The organism is Lentzea sp. NPDC036949, from assembly GCF_055608075.1.
In genome coordinates this window covers 34,750-49,787 of the sequence record NZ_JBVJRA010000005.1, presented here as the reverse complement: position 1 = coordinate 49,787, position 15,038 = coordinate 34,750, and the positions used below count along the sequence as shown (strand labels likewise).

Sequence of the window (15,038 nt, the reverse complement as noted above, 5' to 3'; positions counted from 1 at the left end):
ACAATGTCGAACATCAGGGGCGGTAGATGCCCAGTGCGGCCGGACGTGAGCGGAACTCGAAGTGGTTGGCCCGCTCGCGCACCTCGCCGTCCGTCGCGATCGAGATGGGCGCGCCGTGCACCTCGACGGTCAACGACGCCACCTCGAAGTGCTTGTACACGCGCGAGTGCTCCAACGCCCCGAGCAGGGCGCCCAGGAAGAACCTGGTCCGCGAGTACTTCCGGTCCGCGCGGACGTAGCGGACGTCGAGCAGCCCGTCGTCCAGCCGCGGGCGCATCGTGGGCGCGAAGCCCTTCGGCCGGTACGGGCCGTTGCCCACGAACAGCAGCCAGACGAGGTGGTCCTCGCCGTTGATGGTGATGTCGAGCGGCTTGGCCCGTTGCAGCACGCGGAACAGCGCCATGCCGGCCGCGGGCCACTTGCCCCAGCGCTTCTCCGTCTTCTCGCGGATCCGCACCATGTCCGGGTAACCACCCAGCGAGGCCGTGTTCACGAACCACTGGCCGTTGACCTGCGCCAGGTCGACCCGCACGCCCACGCCGTCGGCCACCGCCTGCGCCGTGTCGTGCAGCCCGGTGATGCCCACGTCGCGGGCGAAGTGGTTGAGCGTGCCGGAGGGGATGAGCACCATCGGCAGGTCGCGCTCGGCGGCGACCGCGGCCACGGCGGCCACCGTCCCGTCGCCCCCGGCCACGCCCAGCGCCTTGGCGCCCGGCAGGTCGTCGAGCTCCTCGACCGCCACGATCCGCGCCTTCGGCCACTCCTCCGTGATCTGCGGCGTCGGGTCGGGGCCGACCCCCGAGTGCGGGTTGACCACGACGACCAGCCCGTCGCCCTCCTGCAACGACGTCAGGTCGGCGTGCTCGTAGGCCGACGCGGGCTCGTTCATCCCGAGCGGCCACCAGCGGCGCGTCAGGTACGCGGCCCCCACGCCGACCGCCGCACCGGCCACGACGTCGGTCGGCCAATGCACGCCGGTGTGGACGCGTGAATAGGCCACGGCCGCCGCGATCGGAGCCACCACCGCGCCTGCTTTGGGCGATTCCAGGGCCACCGCGGTGGCGAAAGCGGCCGCCGACGCGGAGTGTCCGGAAGGAAAGGACGACGACGTCGGCCGTTTGGCCAGGCGGCGTTCGAACGAGATCAGGTCAGCGGCGGGTCTGCGACGCGGAAAAAGTGACTTCCCGACCAAGTTCGCGCTGGCAGAGGCGCCGGCGATGGCCGCGAGACCGCGCAACGCGCCACGCCGGAGCGGCCCTTTGCCCGTGGCCAGGATCCCCGCGACGACGAACCACAGCAGGCTGTGGTTCGCGGCTTTGGAAAGCCTCTTCAAACCCCTGTCGAGCCTGCTCGGAGGCAGTCCGGCCGAGGAGCTCATGAGCTTCTTGTCGAGAGCGCTGACCCGTTTCCACACGCTGTTGACACTAAACCGCAACCGGCGTGCCGCCCGAACGGATCACCCACCTCCGCCTGCGCGTCGCCTACTGTTGAGGGATGCAGCGGCGGATCTTCGGCATTGAGACAGAGTTCGGGGTGACCTGCACCTTCCACGGGCAGCGTCGACTGTCCCCGGACGAGGTCGCGCGGTACTTGTTCCGCCGGGTCGTGTCCTGGGGGCGTTCGTCCAACGTCTTCCTGCGCAACGGCTCCCGGCTCTACCTCGACGTCGGCTCGCACCCCGAGTACGCCACGGCCGAGTGCGACGACCTGGCCCAGCTCGTCACGCACGACAAGGCGGGGGAGCGGATCCTCGAGGACCTGCTCGTCGACGCCGAGCGCAGGCTCGCCGACGAGGGCATCGGCGGCGACATCTTCCTGTTCAAGAACAACACCGACTCGGCGGGCAACTCCTACGGCTGCCACGAGAACTACCTGGTCGCACGGGCCGGCGAGTTCTCCCGCATCGCGGACGTGCTGCTGCCGTTCCTGGTCACCCGCCAGCTGATCTGCGGCGCCGGCAAGGTCCTGCAGACCCCGCGCGGCGCCGTGTACTGCCTCTCGCAGCGCGCCGAGCACATCTGGGAGGGCGTGTCGTCCGCGACCACGCGGTCCCGCCCGATCATCAACACCCGCGACGAGCCGCACGCCGACGCCGAGCGCTACCGGCGCCTGCACGTCATCGTCGGCGACTCGAACATGTCCGAGGTCACCACGCTGCTCAAGGTCGGCAGCGCCAACCTGGTGCTGGAGATGATCGAGCAGGGCGTCCAGTTCCGCGACTTCTCCCTGGACAACCCGATCCGCGCCATCCGCGAGATCTCCCACGACCTGACCGGCCGCCGCACCGTCCGCCTGGCCGGCGGCAAGGAGGCCTCCGCGCTCGACATCCAGCGCGAGTACTACGAGAAGGCCGTCGAGCACGTCGCCAAGCGCTCTCCCGACCCGATGGCGCAGCGCGTCCTCGAACTGTGGGGCCGCACCCTCGACGCCGTCGAGTCGCAGGACCTCTCCAAGATCGACCGCGAGATCGACTGGGCCATCAAGAACCGCCTGATGGAGCGGTACATGGCCAAGCACGACATGGACCTGTCCAACCCCCGCATCGCCCAGCTCGACCTCGCCTACCACGACATCCGGCGCGGCCGCGGCGTCTTCGACCTGCTCCAGCGCAAGGGCCAGGTCGAACGCGTGACCGACGACGGCGAGATCGAGGCCGCGAAGGACACCCCGCCGCAGACCACCCGCGCGAAGCTGCGCGGCGACTTCATCGCCGCGGCGCAGGCCGCCGGACGTGACTTCACCGTGGACTGGGTGCACCTGAAGCTGAACGACCAGGCGCAGCGGACCGTGCTGTGCAAGGACCCGTTCCGCGCGGTGGACGAGCGGGTGGAAAGGCTCATCTCGTCGCTTTAGCAGCGTTGTGAGAACTGGCAGAGTGCCGTCGCATGAGGATCATCGCGGCGGCACTCGCTGCTTTTCTGCTCCTGCCCGGGGTCGCGGCAGCGGCCCCGGACCCCTACTGGGAGCTGACCCCCACCGGCACCGACGCGCGGCTGCGCGGCCTGTCCGCCGTGAACGGCCAGGTCGCGTGGGTCAGCGGGTCGAAGGGCACCGTCCTGCGCACCACGAACGGCGGGCGGACGTGGGAGTCCGTCGCGCCGCCGGGCACCGCCGCGCTGGACTTCCGCGACATCGAGGCCTTCGACGCGCGCACCGCGGTGGCGTTGTCGATCGGTGAAGGGGAGACGTCGCGGATCTACCGCACGAGCGACGGCGGCAAGACGTGGCAGGAGGAGTTCCGCAACACCGACCCCAAGGCGTTCTACGACTGCATGGCGTTCTTCGACCGGTTCCGCGGGCTGGCGTTGAGCGACCCGGTGGACGGGAAGTTCCGGGTCCTCAGGACGTGGGACGGCGGCCGGTCGTGGCACGTCAACGACCCCAAGGGCATGCCGGACGCATTGCCGGGCGAGTTCGCGTTCGCCGCGTCCGGGCAGTGCGTGACGACGGCGGGCAACCACGCCTGGATCGCCACCGGCGGCGGTGCGCAGGCACGGGTGCTGGAGTCGCGCGACGGCGGCAGGTCGTGGCGAGCGGATGAGGTGCCGCTGCCGGCGGGGGAGGCGGCCGGGGTGTTCGCGGTGGCGTTCAAGACGCCGTGGCGGGGCGTGGCGATCGGCGGCGACTACCTCAAGCCGACGGATCCGACGCCGGCGTTCGCCACCAACGACGGACGCGGCTGGAAGGCCGGGACGACGGCTCCGGTCGGGTACCGGTCCGGGATCGCCTACCGGGGCAACGGGCTCGTCGCGGTCGGTCCGTCGGGGACGGACGTGTCCGGGGACGGGAAGAGCTGGCGGGTGGCCGACGCGGGCAGCTTCGACACGGTCGACTGCGTCGGCGGGGCCTGCTGGGCCGCGGGGGAGAAGGGACGGGTGGGGCGGAACTAGTTTCCGCTTGCGGTGCGGTGGGGTAACCAGGGCGCGTGTTCGAGGGATTCTCGTTGCGCCGCATCGATGTCGGCGAGGCAGTGCTGCGGGTGAGGACCGGTGGTGCAGGGCCGCCGGTCCTCCTGCTGCACGGCCACCCTCGCACGCACACGACGTGGCACCGGGTCGCGCCGCAGCTCGCGGCCGACCACACCGTGGTGTGCCCGGACCTGCGCGGCTACGGCGAGTCCAGCAAGCCCGGCGACTACTCGAAGCGGGCGATGGCCCGCGACTTCGTGCGGCTCATGCGCGAGCTCGGCCACGAGCGGTTCGCCGTCGTCGGGCACGACCGGGGTGCGGCCGCGGCCATCCGGCTCGCGCTCGACCACCCCGAACGGGTCACGCGGCTCGCGGTGCTCGACGGGCTGCCGGTCGGGGCGCACCTGGCGCGGTGCGACGCGCGGTTCGCGCAGGCCTGGTACCACTGGTTCTTCCTCGCGCAGCAGGACATCGCGGCCGCGATGATCAGCCAGGACCCCGGCCTCTGGTACGGCGGGCGGTACCGGGACACGCCCGCGGCCATGGGGGTCGAGAACTGGGCGGACTACCAGCGCGCGATCAACGACCGCGACACCGTGCACGCCATGTGCGGCGACTACCGGGCCGGGCTGGAGGTCGACCGCGCGCACGACGACGAGGACCTCGCCAACGGGCGCAAGATCGCGTGCCCGGTGCTCGCGCTGTGGTCGACCAAGGACGACCTGGGCGACCTATACGACGACCTGCCGGGCATCTGGAGCGAATGGGCCGACGACGTCCGTGTGCGGCCCATCGACTCCGGGCACCACGTGGCCGAGGAAGCGCCGGACGAGCTCGTAAGAGAGTTGCGCACACTGCTGTGACGTGCGGGTCAACGCGCGCAGTGCGCTGAACGGACCGTTCACGACAGGTGGTGATTAGGTTTCAGCACGTGCGAGGTTAGGGTTACTGCCGTGGCCATCGCACGCGCCGAACGCCTTGTCAACCTGGTGCTGTGCCTGCTGTCGACCCGCCACTACCTGACAGCGGAGCGCATCCGCGCCATCGTCCCCGGCTATCACGAAGCGCCGACGGACGAGGCGTTCTTCCGCATGTTCGAACGCGACAAGTCCGAGCTGCGGGACCTGGGCGTGCCGCTGGAGGTGGGCCGCCAGTCGAACGTCGAGGGCGCGGAGGACGGCTACCGGATCGCGCGCCGCGACTACGAGCTCGGCGACATCGACCTCGAACCCGACGAGGCCGCCGCCGTCGCGCTGGCCGCACGGCTGTGGGACTCACCGCAGCTCACGGGTGCCGTGCACGGTGCGCTGATCAAGCTGCGCGCGGCCGGTGTGGACGTCGACCAGGACGCGCCCGCGGCCGTCGAGCCCAAGGTCAGGGCCAACGAGCCCGCGTTCCCGCCGCTGTTGCAGGCGGTGCAGGCGGGGCAGGCCGTCGCGTTCGACTACCGCAAGCCACCGCCGGGCGGGCAGAAGGAGCGCACGGTCGAACCGTGGGGCGTGGTCGCGTGGCGCGGCAAGTGGTACCTCGTCGGCTGGGACCGCGAACGCCGCGACACCCGCTGCTTCCGCCTGTCACGGGTGGTCGGGCAGGTCAGGACCGTCGGCAGGCCCGGCGCGTTCACCGTGCCGGAGGGCACCGACCTGATGAGCCTCATCGCCCGCACCCAGGCCGACCCGCACGAGACGGCGCCGGCCAGGATCTGGGTCGCGAAGGGCAGGGCGCAGGGCGTGCGCAGGCACGCGAAGGTCGTGGAGCACCGCGACGGCGGCGACGTCGTCGAGATCGACCTGAAGTTCCCCGACTCGGCGGCCAAGTGGCTGGCCGGGTTCGGGCCCGACGTCGTCGTGCTGGAACCCGAGGTGCTCGCCAAGAGCGTCCGCGACCGGCTGCAGGGTGCACTGGAGGGAGCGCGGTGACCGCGTCCAACGAACGGCTGCCGCGGCTGCTCGCACTCGTGCCGTACCTGCTCAACCGGCCGGCGATCACCGTCAAGGAGGCCGCCGCCGACTTCGGGATCACCCCGAAGCAGCTGCGCAAGGACCTCGAGCTGCTGTGGATGTGCGGCCTGCCCGGCTACGGCCCCGGCGACCTCATCGACCTCAGCTTCGAGGGCGAGACGATCACCGTCAGCTTCGACGCGGGCATGAACCGGCCGCTGCGGCTCACCGCGGCGGAGGCGTCGTCGCTGCTCGTGGCGCTGCGGGCGCTCGCGGACACCCCGGGCGTCGTCGACACCGACGCCGTGCAGCGGGCGCTGGCCAAGATCGAGTCGGCGGTCGGCAAGGCTCAGCCCGCGGGCATGGTCGTGGGGCTCGCGGCGTTCGAGCGCGAGGAGACCGCCGAGATCCGCGCGGCCGTGCAGGACGCCGTGAAGCGCGAACGGGCCGTGCGCATCCGTTACTACTCGCAGTCGCACGACGCGATGAGCGACCGCGTGGTCGATCCGATGCGCCTGTTGCTGCTGGAAGGCCGCGGCTACCTCGAAGCGTGGTGCCGGTCCGCGCTCGGCGTGCGGTTGTTCCGGCTCGACCGCATCGACGGGGTCGAGGTCCTGGACGAGGCGAGCGTGCCACCGCCGCACGCCAAGCACACCGACACATCGGAGGGGTTGTTCCAGCCGAGGGACAACCAGAAGATCGCGGTCCTCCTGCTCGAACCGGACGCGCACTGGGTGGCGGAGTACTACCCGGTGGACCACGCGGCGGAGATCTCCGACGGCCGCACGCGTGTCCTCATGCGCTACGACGACCCGTCGTGGATGGTTCGCCTGCTCCTCGGGCTGGGCGGTGACGTGCACGTCGAACAGCCGCCGGAGCTCGCGGCCGAGGTGGTCCGGCGGGCAGAGGAGGCATTGCGCCGGGCAGATCACCTGCTGTCCACCTGAGCCGTATAACGTGGGGTCGTGCCGTACACACCGACCCTGGCGCTGCTCGTCCTCGGCCTGATCGTGCTCGTCGTGATCGGCAGGCTGGTCCTCCGATCCTTGCGTCGATTCGCCAGTGCCCGCACTCTGGTGGGGGACAGGGTCGGCGACGGAGTGGGCCTGCTCAAGGCGCGATCAGCAGCGCTGAAGGTGGCCCTCGCCGAGCGGCGGCGCACGGAACAGGTCCCCACCAGGGACGACCCCGCGTACGATCGTCGTGGCGGGGGAGACAGGAGGATCACCAATGGGTAACCTCGGACCCACCGAGCTGATCATCATCGCAGTGGTGATCATTCTGCTGTTCGGTGCGAAGAAGCTTCCCGACATGGCCCGTTCGCTCGGCAAGTCGGCCAAGATCTTCAAGGCGGAGACCAAGGGCCTGCGCGACCAGGACGCGGACGACACGCCGGTCCAGCAGCAGCCCGTGGTGCAGCAGCCCGTCCAGCAGCTGCCGCCGGCCCAGCCGCAGGTGCAGCAGCCCGTTCAGCCCGTTCAGCCCGTCGTGCAGCAGCCGCAGGTGGCGCCCCCGATCGAGCAGACCGCGCAGAACAAGGCCAACAACATCAACTGACCTCCCCCGGTCTCCGACTTCGTAAGGACGGTCACCGAGGTGGCAAGTCCGTTCCGGTGGTTCGCGGAGCGCCGGGAACGCGCCAAGCGCCGTCGAGCCAACGCCGACGGCACCATGTCGCTCAAGGATCACCTGTACGAGCTGAGGCACCGGCTCGGCCTGGCGATGCTGATCATCGCGATCGGTGCCATCTTCGGCTGGATCTGGTTCGACGTGCGGCTGGGGCCGGTCCCGTCGCTGGGCGAGATCATGACCGGCCCCTACTGCCAGCCCGACCTCGAGCCCTACCGGGTCAAGTTCCCCGGCGAGGAGGGCTGCAAGCTGCTGCAGACCGAGCCGTTCGAGGTCTTCATGATCCGGCTCAAGGTCGGTGCGGCGGCGGGTGCGGTGCTGCTCAGCCCGTTCTGGCTCTACCAGTTCTGGGCGTTCATCACGCCCGGCCTGTACGCGAAGGAGCGCAACTTCGCGCGCACCTTCGTCTCGTTCGCCGCTGTGCTGTTCGCGGCGGGCGCGGTGCTCGCGTACTGGGTCGTGCCGCAGGGCCTGCAGGTGCTGATCAGCTTCGGTGGCGACAACTTCATCACCGCGCTGACCGGTGAGAAGTACATCTCGTTCATCATCACGATGCTCTTCATCTTCGGCGTCAGCTTCGAGCTGCCGCTCGTGGTCGTGATGCTGAACCGGGCGGGCGTGATCACCTACGAGGCGCTCTCGAAGTGGCGGCGCGGCCTGCTCATGGGCCTGTTCGTGTTCGCCGCGATCGCGACGCCGGGCACCGACCCGATCTCGATGATCGCGCTGGCGATCGCGTTGTCGCTGCTGTTCGAGATGGCCATCCAGATCGCCAGGATTCACGACCGGCGCGCCGCCAGGCTGCGCGCGGCCGACGGCTGGGACGCGCTGGACGACAACGAGGCGGCGCCGTTCCACTACACGCCGTCCGACGCCGACGGCAACGACGCCGACGACAAGGGCGCCGGGCAGAAGGCGGTCGCTTCGGAACCCGCGAAGCGCGTGAACTACGACGACGCCACGTGACGCGGGCGGCCCTGCTGGTCTGCCCCGCGTCGGGCAAGGGGCGGGCGGCCCGGATCGCCGGGTCTACCGCCGCCGCGTTGCGGCCGCACGTCTCCGAGCTGCGCCAGCTCGTCGCCCACGACGCCGGGGGCACGCTCGCGCTGGCGCGCCAAGCCGTCGCCGACGGCGTCGACCTGCTGGTCGTGCTGGGCGGTGACGGTGCCGCCCACCTGGGCATCCAGGCGTGCGCGGGCACGTCCACGGCACTGGGGATCGTCCCGGCGGGCACCGGCAACGACCTGGCCAACGCCATCGGGTCCCGGTCGGTCGAGGACGTCGTCCACGGCACGAAGAAGACCCTCGACCTCGGTCGGCTGTCCACCGGCCAGTGGTTCGCCACGGTCCTGTGCGCGGGCTTCGACTCCGCGGTGAACGAGCGGGCGAACGTGATGCGCTGGCCCGCCGGCCCGCGCCGCTACGACCTCGCCGTGCTGGCCGAGCTCGCGTCACTGCGGTCGGCTCCGCTGCTGGTCACGACCGAGTCCGAGACGTTCTCGCTGGACGCGACGCTGGTCGCGGTGGGCAACACGCCGAACTACGGCGGCGGCATCCCGGTGTGCCCCGACGCCGACGCCGCCGACGGCTTGTTCGACGTGACCGTCGTGGAACGCGCGAGCCGCTCGATGCTGGTGCGGATGCTGCCCACGTTGCGCACGGGCCGGCACACCGACCATCCGGCGGTGCGCACGTTCCGCGCCCGTGAGGTCTCGTTGGCCGGGGGCAACGGCTGGGTCGCGTACGCCGACGGCGAGCGTCAAGAGGCGTTGCCCATCTCCGTTCGGACGGTTCCTGACGCGCTCACCGTCGTGGGTCGCTAACTTATAGGGCTGTTCGGTCCGCTTTGATCTTTTCGGTAGGGATGTATGGAAACCCTGGAGTTCCAGAGCGAGGCTCGCCAGCTGCTGCAGCTGATGATCCACTCGATCTACTCGAACAAGGACACGTTCCTGCGCGAGCTGGTGTCGAACGCCTCGGACGCGCTGGACAAGCTCCGGCTGGAGTCCTTCCGCGACAAGGACATGGTCGCCGACACCGACGACCTGCACATCGTCATCGAGTCCGATCCCGCCGAGCGCACGCTGACCGTGCGCGACAACGGCATCGGCATGACGCGCGAGGACGTCGTCCGGTTGATCGGCACGATCGCGAAGTCCGGCACCGCCGAGTTCCTGGGCAAGCTCAAGGAACAGCAGTCCGGCAACGCCTCGGACCTGATCGGCCAGTTCGGCATCGGCTTCTACTCGTCGTTCATGGTGGCCGACAAGGTCACGCTGGTGACGAAGCACCCGCACGCCGAGAAGGGCGTGCGCTGGGAGTCGACCGGCGAGAGCACCTACACGATCGACGAGGTCGACGACGCGCCGCAGGGCACCTCCGTCACGTTGCACCTGAAGCCGTCCGACGACGAGGACCAGCTGCCGGACTACACCGAGCCGGCGAAGATCCGCGAGATCGTCAAGCGCTACTCCGACTTCATCACCTGGCCGGTGCGCCTGGGCGGTGAGGAGATCAACTCCCGCAAGGCGCTGTGGGCGCGCCCGGCCTCCGAGGTGACCGAGGAGGAGTACGCCGAGTTCTACCGGCACATCAGCCACGACTGGAACGCGCCGCTCGAGACCATCCGCATGCAGGCGGAGGGCACGTTCGAGTACCAGGCGCTGCTGTTCCTGCCCGCGCAGGCCCCGATGGACCTGTTCATGCGCGACGCCAGGCGCGGTGTGCAGCTCTACGTCAAGCGCGTCTTCATCATGGACGACTGCCGCGAGCTCATGCCCGAGTACCTGCGGTTCGTGAAGGGCGTCGTCGACGCGGCGGACCTGTCGCTGAACGTCTCGCGGGAGATCCTGCAGCAGGACCGCCAGATCCAGCTGATGCGCCGCCGGCTCGTGAAGAAGGTGCTGTCCTCGATCAAGGCGTTGCAGGGCAACCGCCCCGACGACTACGCCAAGCTGTGGGGCGAGGTCGGCGCGGCGCTCAAGGAGGGCCTGCTCGCCGACGCCGACAACCGCGACGCGATCCTGGAGATCTGCTCGTTCGCGTCCACGCACTCGGCCGACGCGCCCACCACGCTCGCCGACTACGTGTCGCGGATGAAGGAGGGCCAGGAGCACATCTACTACATGAACGGTGAGTCCCGCGCCGCCGTGGAGCACTCGCCGCACATGGAGGCGTTGCGCGCCAAGGGCTACGAGGTGCTGATCCTCACCGACGGCATCGACGAGATGTGGCCGGAGTCGGTGCCCTCCTTCGACGGCAAGCCGTTCCAGTCCGTCGCCAAGGGCCAGGTGGACCTGGAGACGGAGGAGGAGAAGTCGGCGGCCGCGGCCAAGGCCGAGGAGTTCGGCGACCTGCTCACGTGGCTGCAGGGCCTGCTGGAGGTCAGCGTCAAGGAGGTCCGGCTCTCCTCGCGCCTCACGACCTCGCCGGCGTGCGTGGTCGGCGACGCGCACGACATCACGCCCACGCTGGAGAAGATGTACAAGGCGATGGGGCAGGAGCTGCCGAAGATCAAGCGGATCCTGGAGCTGAACCCGTCCCACCCGCTGGTCGAGGGCCTGCACCGGGCGTTCGCCGCGGGTGAACGCGACTCGCTGACCGACACGGCCGAGCTGCTGCACGGCCTGGCCCTGCTGGCCGAGGGCGGCGAGCTGGCCGACCCGTCTCGCTTCGTGAAGCTGGTGGCCGACCGCGTCCAGCGCACGTTCTGAGTGCACGCGGGGAGCTTTCGTACTCTCCTGGCGCACGCGGGGGCCCCGCGTTACCCACAGGGGAACGCGGGGCCCCCGCGTGACAGGAAGAACTGCGGTGGGCTTGGCGAGGGGAGTGGGGTTTATGGGTTCAGTGAGGGCTGAAGTTAATCTATCTCGGCGGCAATTGTCGGTGGTGTGTGACAGCCTGGAGGGGTGTCACGTGCTTCGCGGTCCCCGGCCGAGGCCTACGCCCAGTCACGGCGTAACGCTCAGCGGCCCAAGCTGACCGACTTCGGCTCCGTCATCTCCTTCGAGCTGGACCCGTTCCAGCGCCAGGCCTGCGAGGCCCTCGAGGACGGTCACGGAGTGCTCGTCTGCGCCCCGACCGGTGCCGGCAAGACCGTCGTGGGCGAGTTCGCGGTGCACCTCGCGCTGACCGAGGGCCGCAAGTGCTTCTACACCACCCCGATCAAGGCGCTGTCGAACCAGAAGTTCGCCGACCTCACGGCGCGCTACGGCGCGAAGAACATCGGCCTGCTGACGGGCGACACGAGCATCAACGGTGGCGCGCCGATCGTGGTGATGACCACGGAGGTGCTGCGGAACATGCTGTACTCGGGTTCGTCCACTCTGGACGGCCTCGCGTACGTGGTGATGGACGAGGTGCACTACCTCGCCGACCGGTTCCGCGGCCCGGTGTGGGAGGAGGTCATCCTGCACCTGCCGGAGCACGTGCAGGTGGTCGGCCTGTCCGCGACGGTCAGCAACGCCGAGGAGTTCGGCGAGTGGCTGGTCGAGGTGCGCGGCGACACGGCGGTGGTGGTCGACGAGCACCGGCCGGTGCCGCTGTGGCAGCACATGCTGGTGGGCAACCAGATGCTCGACCTGTTCGAGGGCGACGAGACGCACGCGCGGATCAACTCGCAGGTGCTGCGCAAGACCGAGGAGCTGGCGCGCTACCACGTGCCGTTCAGCCGCGGCCGCAACCGCGGTGGCGGCGGTGGTCCCGGCAGGCCGGCGCGCGGCAGCGGGTTCAAGCCGCCCTCGCGCATCGACATGATCCAACGGCTCGACAACGCGAGCCTGCTGCCCGCGATCGTGTTCGTGTTCAGCCGGGCCGGGTGTGACGCGGCGGTCGCGCAGACCGCGCGGGCCGGGTTGCGGCTCAACACGCCGGAGGAGACCGAGGAGGTCCGCCGGATCATCGACGAGAAGACCCGCGACCTGCCAGAGGCCGACCTGATGGTGCTCGGGTTCTGGGAGTGGCGGGAGGCGCTGGAGCGGGGCATCGCGTCGCACCACGCCGGGTTGCTGCCCGCGTTCAAGGAGACCGTCGAGGAGCTGTTCGTCCGCGGCCTGGTGAAGGTCGTGTTCGCCACCGAGACGCTGGCGCTGGGCATCAACATGCCGGCGCGCACGGTCGTGCTCGAGAAGCTGGTGAAGTACAACGGCGAGGCGCACGTCGACCTCACGCCGGGCGAGTACACGCAGCTGACCGGCCGGGCGGGCCGCCGCGGCATCGACGTCGAGGGCCACGCGGTCGTCGTGTGGCAGCCGGGCATCGACCCGAAGGCGGTCGGCGGGCTCGCCTCCACGCGCACGTACCCGCTGCGCTCGTCGTTCCGGCCCGGCTACAACATGGCCGTCAACCTGGTGTCGCAGCTGGGCGCCTCGGCCGCGCGCGAGATCCTGGAGCAGTCGTTCGCGCAGTTCCAGGCCGACCGCTCGGTGGTGGGCCTGGCGCGGCGGATCGAGCGCAACAAGGAGGCGCTGGCGGGCTACTCGGAGTCCATGACGTGCCACCTGGGCGACTTCGCGGAGTACGCGGGGCTGCGCAGGCGGGTCGCGGACCGGGAGAAGCAGCTCGCGAAGCAGAACACGAACGCGCGGCGGATCGAGACGGCGAAGTCGCTGGAGACGTTGCGCAAGGGCGATGTGATCGCGGTGCCGTCGGGGCGCAGGTCCGGTCTCGCGGTCGTCATCGACCCCGGCATCGAGCCGCTGGGCGAGGCGCGGCCGCTGGTCGTCACCGAGGACCGCTGGTCGGGCCGGCTCACGTCGGCGGACTTCCCGGCACCGGTCGAGGTGCTGGGGCACGTGCGGCTGCCCAGGCAGGTGGACGTGCGGTCGCCGAAGTCGCGGCGCGACCTGGCCGCGACGATCCGCAACACGGGCATCACGGTGCCCTCGCGCGGCCGCCGCAAGACCACCGCGGACGACGACCCCGAGCTCGCGACGCTGCGCCGGGCCCTGCGCGCGCACCCGTGCCACGGCTGCGACCAGCGCGAGGACCACGCCCGGTGGGGGGAGCGCTACCACCGGCTGCTGGCCGAGACCGAGCAGCTGGAGCGCAAGGTCGCGGCGACCACGCACTCGCTGGCCCGCCAGTTCGACCGGATCAGGGCGTTGCTGCGCGAGCGCGGCTACCTCAGCGAGGTCGACGAGGTCACGGCCGCCGGCAAGCGCCTGACCAGGCTCTACAGCGAGTCGGACCTGCTGGCCGCCGAGTGCCTGCGCCACGGTCTGTGGAAGGGTCTCAAGCCAGAGGAGCTGGCGGCGGTGGTGTCGTCGCTGGTCTACGAGGCGCGGCGGGACGGTCCGGTCGAGGCCCGGCTGCCGCAGGGCCCGGTCGCGGACGCGATGCTCAAGACCGTGCGGCTGTGGGCGGAGATCGAGGACGACGAGCGCCGCCTCAAGCTCGAACGCATCACCCGCCAGCCGGACCCCGGCTTCGCGTGGCCGGTGTACCGGTGGGCGCGCGGCGAGTCGCTGGAGAAGGTGCTGAGCGCCGCGGAGGCGGGCGGCAACGAGCTCGGCGCCGGTGACTTCGTGCGCTGGTGCCGGCAGGTCATCGACCTGCTCGACCAGATCCGCGACGTGTCCGGCAAGGGCGACCCGGTCGGGGCGGCCGCCTCGAAGGCGGTCGACGCGCTGCGGCGCGGTGTCGTGGCGATGATGTGACGTTCGCCTGACAAAGGTTTTGCGAGTCGGAGTGAAGACTGACCACAACGGTGTGGTTGGATCGCGCCGCAACGTCGTACACACGGAGGTCGACAGATGAGCAGCCCGTACGGACCGTCCGGAGGGAACGATCCGCAGCAGCCCTGGGGCCAGCCGCAGCAGCCGCAGCAGCCCTACGGTGGCGGTTTCCCTCCCGGCACCCCGTCCGGCGGCTTCCCGGCTCAGAACCCGTACGGCCAGCCGCAGCAGCCCCAGCAGGGCCAGCCGCAGCAGCCGTACCCCGGGTTCGACCCGTCGCAGCAGCAGACGCAGCAGTACGGCGTGCCGCAGGGGGCCCCGCAGTCGAACCCCTACGGCAACCCGGCGCAGGACCCGTACGGCCAGCAGGCGCAGCAGTACGGTCAGCAGCCCAACCCGTACGGCCAGCAGCCGGGTTACGGCCCGCCGGTGCAGCAGAAGAAGAAGTCCAGCGCGGCCATCTGGGTCGCGGCGGTCGTCGTCGTGCTGATCGTCGGCGGTGTGCTGTTCACCGGGTTCGTGTCGCCGGCGTTCTTCAAGAAGAAGGTCTTCGACAACACCTCGGTGCAGAACGGCATCGTCCAGATCCTCAAGGACGAGTACAAGATCTCCGACGTCGGCAGCGCGACCTGCTCGGGTGAGAACGAGGTCAAGCCCAACACCTCGTTCGAGTGCAAGGTGCAGGTCGGCGGCAAGGACAAGAAGGTCAAGATCGTCGTCAAGACCGAGGACGGCGAGTACGAGGTCGGCCAGCCCACCGGCTGACCTGCGGAAGTTTCCGGAAGACCTTCCCACGGCGTTGCCGGGGGAAGGTCTTCTTCGCGTTGGTCCGCGTTCACGGCGGCCGGTGCGGAAACTGAGGTGCGTCCGCGGTCGTGCTGGGTCAC

General features: G+C 70.1%; 13 protein-coding genes. 12 read left to right on the top strand and 1 reads right to left on the bottom strand.

Annotated elements, in window-relative coordinates:
* Window positions 1–13 precede the first annotated feature (13 nt).
* Window positions 14–1,378 carry a phosphatase PAP2 family protein gene (locus ACZ7CD_RS15715; protein ID WP_470379284.1) on the bottom strand — a complete coding sequence of 455 codons (1,365 nt, stop codon included), beginning with the start codon at window positions 1,376–1,378 and terminating at the stop codon, window positions 14–16.
* A 116-nt stretch (window positions 1,379–1,494) separates the two neighbouring features.
* Between ACZ7CD_RS15715 and pafA the strand changes: the two genes are divergently transcribed.
* The 12 genes from pafA to ACZ7CD_RS15655 all read left to right on the top strand — a co-directional run bounded on the left by pafA (window position 1,495) and on the right by ACZ7CD_RS15655 (window position 14,916).
* Window positions 1,495–2,853 carry a Pup--protein ligase gene (gene pafA / locus ACZ7CD_RS15710; protein WP_089955448.1) on the top strand — a complete coding sequence of 453 codons (1,359 nt, stop codon included), beginning with the start codon at window positions 1,495–1,497 and terminating at the stop codon, window positions 2,851–2,853.
* Window positions 2,854–2,885: 32 nt separating this feature from the next.
* Window positions 2,886–3,890 (top strand): YCF48-related protein, encoded by a 1,005-nt coding sequence (locus ACZ7CD_RS15705; protein WP_360387342.1) that lies wholly within the window; start codon window positions 2,886–2,888, stop codon window positions 3,888–3,890.
* A 35-nt stretch (window positions 3,891–3,925) separates the two neighbouring features.
* On the top strand, window positions 3,926–4,771 hold the full coding sequence (locus tag ACZ7CD_RS15700) for an alpha/beta fold hydrolase (protein WP_458433282.1): 846 nt from the start codon (window positions 3,926–3,928) through the stop codon (window positions 4,769–4,771).
* Window positions 4,772–4,861: 90 nt separating this feature from the next.
* Window positions 4,862–5,827, top strand: a complete 966-nt coding sequence (locus tag ACZ7CD_RS15695) for a helix-turn-helix transcriptional regulator (RefSeq protein WP_470379131.1) — start codon at window positions 4,862–4,864, stop codon at window positions 5,825–5,827.
* The gene (locus tag ACZ7CD_RS15690) at window positions 5,824–6,795 is read left to right on the top strand and encodes a helix-turn-helix transcriptional regulator (RefSeq protein ID WP_360387349.1); all 972 of its coding nucleotides are present in this window, start codon (window positions 5,824–5,826) and stop codon (window positions 6,793–6,795) included. Before ACZ7CD_RS15695 ends, ACZ7CD_RS15690 begins: the two co-directional genes overlap by 4 nt.
* Window positions 6,796–6,813: 18 nt before the next feature.
* Window positions 6,814–7,086: a bacteriophage holin gene (locus ACZ7CD_RS15685; protein WP_360387352.1), complete on the top strand. Its 273-nt coding sequence runs from the start codon at window positions 6,814–6,816 to the stop codon at window positions 7,084–7,086.
* On the top strand, window positions 7,079–7,405 hold the full coding sequence (tatA, locus tag ACZ7CD_RS15680) for a Sec-independent protein translocase subunit TatA (protein ID WP_360387355.1): 327 nt from the start codon (window positions 7,079–7,081) through the stop codon (window positions 7,403–7,405). Before ACZ7CD_RS15685 ends, tatA begins: the two co-directional genes overlap by 8 nt.
* 114 nt (window positions 7,406–7,519) lie before the next feature.
* The gene (gene tatC / locus ACZ7CD_RS15675) at window positions 7,520–8,443 is read left to right on the top strand and encodes a twin-arginine translocase subunit TatC (RefSeq protein ID WP_360388362.1); all 924 of its coding nucleotides are present in this window, start codon (window positions 7,520–7,522) and stop codon (window positions 8,441–8,443) included.
* Window positions 8,440–9,300: a diacylglycerol/lipid kinase family protein gene (locus tag ACZ7CD_RS15670; protein ID WP_458433281.1), complete on the top strand. Its 861-nt coding sequence runs from the start codon at window positions 8,440–8,442 to the stop codon at window positions 9,298–9,300. Before tatC ends, ACZ7CD_RS15670 begins: the two co-directional genes overlap by 4 nt.
* A 45-nt stretch (window positions 9,301–9,345) precedes the next feature.
* Window positions 9,346–11,190 (top strand): molecular chaperone HtpG, encoded by a 1,845-nt coding sequence (gene htpG, locus ACZ7CD_RS15665; protein ID WP_470379130.1) that lies wholly within the window; start codon window positions 9,346–9,348, stop codon window positions 11,188–11,190.
* A 195-nt stretch (window positions 11,191–11,385) separates the two neighbouring features.
* Window positions 11,386–14,133, top strand: coding sequence for a DEAD/DEAH box helicase (locus ACZ7CD_RS15660; protein ID WP_360387363.1), 2,748 nt, complete (start codon window positions 11,386–11,388; stop codon window positions 14,131–14,133).
* Window positions 14,134–14,229: 96 nt separating this feature from the next.
* Entirely contained in the window at window positions 14,230–14,916 is a 687-nt protein-coding gene (locus ACZ7CD_RS15655) for a DUF4333 domain-containing protein (RefSeq protein WP_360387366.1), read from the top strand.
* Window positions 14,917–15,038: the final 122 nt, after the last annotated feature.